Below are 2,784 nucleotides of genomic sequence, written 5' to 3'. Positions count from 1 at the left end.
AGATGAATAAAAAATTAAAAATAAGAAAAAATCATCCGAAGACAAAACAGATGAATGAAAATTAAAATGAATAAATTTCTGGGGGAAAATCTAACAAATAATAAATAACCCTAGAAATAAAATCAAGGTGAGATAATGGAATTACTAATTAATATCATATTGCTCATTATAGGATTTGTTCTCTTGATTAAGGGAGCTGATGTCTTTGTGGATGGTGCAAGTAATGTTGCATACAACTATAAGATTCCTTCAATCATTGTAGGGCTTACCATTGTAGCATTCGGTACAAGCGCACCAGAAGCTGCAGTTTCAATTACAGCATCCCTTGCAGGAAGCAATGCAATCTCATTAGGTAATGTTGTAGGAAGTAATATCTTCAATATTCTAGGAGTAATAGGTGTTTCCGCACTTCTTGGAACCTTAACCGTTGACAAGGTTTTAATCAAAAGAGATTTTCCATTTTTAGTCATATCCACAATATTCTTATTAATAATAGCATACCTATTTGGAGAAATAAGTCAAATATGCGGAATATTTTTCCTAATAATCATCATAGCTTATGTCTATTATCTTGTTATAAAAGCAAAAGAGGATAAGGAAGCTATGAGTGAAGAAGTCATTGCAAGCCTTAGCATTCCAAAAGCAATCATTTACATAATAATCGGTATGGTTGCAATCATAATCGGATCTGATTTGGTAGTGGACAGTGCAAGTTTCATTGCAGGCACCTTTGGAATGAGCGATACATTGATTGGACTTACAATAGTTGCATTAGGTACATCCTTGCCAGAACTTGTAACTTCAATTACAGCTCTTAAAAAGAATAACAATGGTATTGTAGTAGGTAATGTACTTGGATCTTGTATTTTTAACATATTATTCATTTTAGGAATAAGCAGTGCAATTACACCTATGCCAATAGCTCCAGACATGGTATTTGACATATTCCTAATGACACTTGTAACAATCATAGGTGCATGGTTTACCTATACCAAGAGTGAAGTGGATAAAAAAGAAGGACTTGTATTAGTTCTTTTATTCATAGCATACATGGCATTTGCCATAATTAGAAATTAATTAATTTTATTAATTTTAATAATTTTATTAATTTAATTTCTTTTTTCTTTTTTTAAAAATAAAATTTAAAATTTAAATAAATTTAAGCTTATTTTAACTTAATAAAACTGATTTAACTTAACTTATTTTAACTTATTTTAACTTATTTTAACTTATTTTAACTTATTTTAACTTATTTAAACCCCTATTCAGAATTTAAAATTTAAACAAAATTGCCTTATTTAAAACCTTAAAGATTCTCATTTACGATATCTTTAATCTCACAAGCCTTACATACTCTTCCAGATGTAGGTTCTCCACATCTTTCACATTCATTTAAAGTTGTTCTAACATTTTTTACATCCAATATTTGCATAAAAGAGTTCATTACATTTTCCTTTGTTCCAGGATGTTTGGATTCAGTATTATTCAAGAATTCCTTGATTTTTGCCCTAAGGGACAAATTAGAATAAGGACACTCTGCCAAATGAATGTCAATTTCATTTAAAATAGCCCATGTACCAACCTCTTTTTCAGGAGTGTTCCACAATGGCTTAATTCTAGGAACCAGCTTTTCGTGAATCTGATTAAGTTCAGGACCAAATTTAGAGAATTTAACAGTTTCTCCTCTGGAAAAACTCATTAAAAATGATTGTATCTCATCATCAAGATTATGTCCAGTTGCTATTTTATCAGCACCAATTTCATAGGCAGTCTTATTTAAAATATTACGTCTAAAGACACCGCAGGGAATACAGGCACTTTTAAAATAGGAATAAATATCATCCAATGCAAAGGATTCCTCCTCTAAAAAGGACTTTTGAATAAGTGGCACATCACATAATTTAGCATTGTTGACTGCAGAGTCAATTCCATGCTGACGATATCCTTCAATTCCCTCATCAACGGAAATAGCAACCAATTCAAAATCAAAATCAGCATTTTCCCAATAATTCTTAAGTGCATGAAGTGTTAAGACACTGTCTTTTCCACCAGAAAGAGCAATAGCTATTTTTTCACCTTCATTAATAAGATTATAATCATCTATTAAATTATTAATCCTTGAAAATATCTTTCTATTAAATTCCTCTTTCTGAATTGCCATAAAATCACTTTAAAATTAATTAATAATTAATAAACAAATAAATTAAAATAAAAAATAAAAAATAAACAAAAAAAATATAAAAATCAATATTTTTCTATTTCATAAATATTAGATTTCTAAAAATAATTTTCTCTATTCTAATATTTCAGATATAAAAAATAATTTTTTCTATTCTAATAATCTTAGATATTCTAAAAATATTTTTTTCTATTCTATTAATTTTATATTAAATCAAGTATAAAAAATATAACTATGATAACAGCGGATTTTTGTATAATGCCCCTTGGCATTGAAGGAACAAATATAGGAGATTATGTTGCAAAGGCAGTAGAAATAATAGACAAATCAGGTTTAAATTATCAAATAACTGCTATGGGAACTCAAATAGAAACAGATGACTTAAAAAAACTCTATGAAGTATGTTTTGAAGCCCAAGAAGCAATCTTTGAAATGGGATCTCAAAGAGTTTATGCTGTTTTAAAAATAGATGAACGTAGAGACAAGAAAAATAGAAGCCTAGAAGCTAAAATAAAAAGTGTTGAAGATAGGCTTAGCAAAAACAAGGATTAAATTAAAATTAAAATTAAAATTAAAATTAAAATTAAAATTAAAATTAAAATTAA

At 28.1% G+C, this 2,784-nt stretch carries 3 protein-coding genes; 2 read left to right on the top strand and 1 reads right to left on the bottom strand.

The annotated features are described in order from the left end of the window. The first annotated feature begins 135 nt into the window (after nucleotides 1–135). A complete protein-coding gene (locus Q0138_RS06670) occupies nucleotides 136–1,077 on the top strand; it encodes a calcium/sodium antiporter (RefSeq protein ID WP_297982370.1) in 942 nt (313 codons plus the stop codon). A gap of 229 nt (nucleotides 1,078–1,306) precedes the next feature. Here Q0138_RS06670 and Q0138_RS06665 read toward each other — a convergent pair whose 3' ends face one another. Further along, nucleotides 1,307–2,161, bottom strand: coding sequence for a TIGR00269 family protein (locus Q0138_RS06665; protein ID WP_297982367.1), 855 nt, complete (start codon nucleotides 2,159–2,161; stop codon nucleotides 1,307–1,309). A gap of 252 nt (nucleotides 2,162–2,413) precedes the next feature. Between Q0138_RS06665 and Q0138_RS06660 the strand changes: the two genes are divergently transcribed. Next, nucleotides 2,414–2,731, top strand: a complete 318-nt coding sequence (locus Q0138_RS06660; protein ID WP_297982364.1) for an MTH1187 family thiamine-binding protein — start codon at nucleotides 2,414–2,416, stop codon at nucleotides 2,729–2,731. Nucleotides 2,732–2,784 lie beyond the last annotated feature (53 nt).

This window comes from uncultured Methanobrevibacter sp., assembly GCF_937906425.1.
Lineage (GTDB): Archaea > Methanobacteriota > Methanobacteria > Methanobacteriales > Methanobacteriaceae > Methanobrevibacter.
The sequence above is the reverse complement of the archived record's forward strand: the minus strand, read 5'-3'. Positions and strand labels throughout refer to the sequence as shown.

Bases quoted from the DNA above. Each gene is read 5' to 3' on its own strand.
- Q0138_RS06670 (WP_297982370.1), top strand. From the start codon at position 136: ATGGAATTACTAATTAATATCATATTGCTCATTATAGGATTTGTTCTC.
- Q0138_RS06660 (WP_297982364.1), top strand. From the start codon at position 2,414: ATGATAACAGCGGATTTTTGTATAATGCCCCTTGGCATTGAAGGAACA.
- Q0138_RS06665 (WP_297982367.1), bottom strand. From the start codon at position 2,161: ATGGCAATTCAGAAAGAGGAATTTAATAGAAAGATATTTTCAAGGATT.